At 41.7% G+C, this 393-nt stretch carries 1 pseudogene; it reads right to left on the reverse strand.

The window, feature by feature from the left end:
- Nucleotides 1-260, reverse strand: a pseudogene (locus BHE18_RS02005) (alpha/beta hydrolase); the annotation flags it as partial.
- Between the last annotated feature and the right edge of the window lie 133 nt (nt 261-393).

Consider the following 393-nt stretch of genomic DNA (forward strand, 5'->3'; position numbering starts at 1 on the left):
CTTATCATCTTTTCCTTCATATTTCTTGTATTCCCGGGCATAGTCCAAAACCCCTTGATACATTAGGTCCGTTGATTTCATGTGCATCGGCGCACACATCGTCACAATGCCCGGGAATACAAGAAATATGAAGGAAAAGTATACCCCAGTTTCAAGCTGAATACGCCGCCCAGTGACAAACCGGCCACGGCAATCTCCTGGTAACCCTTGTCGATCAATGTTTGATACGCCTCTTCGACGTCTTGCCACCAATCTTCAGGACAAAAAAAAAAAAAAAAACCAATACGAAAAAAGAGACTGATAACCAATAACATAACACAATCAGACCAATAGACTACAACATCACAAGAATGAGATACTCACAGCATAGCATTACGTAACCAACAGAAGACA

This window comes from Rossellomorea aquimaris, assembly GCF_001877785.1.
Lineage (GTDB): Bacteria > Bacillota > Bacilli > Bacillales > Bacillaceae_B > Rossellomorea > Rossellomorea aquimaris_A.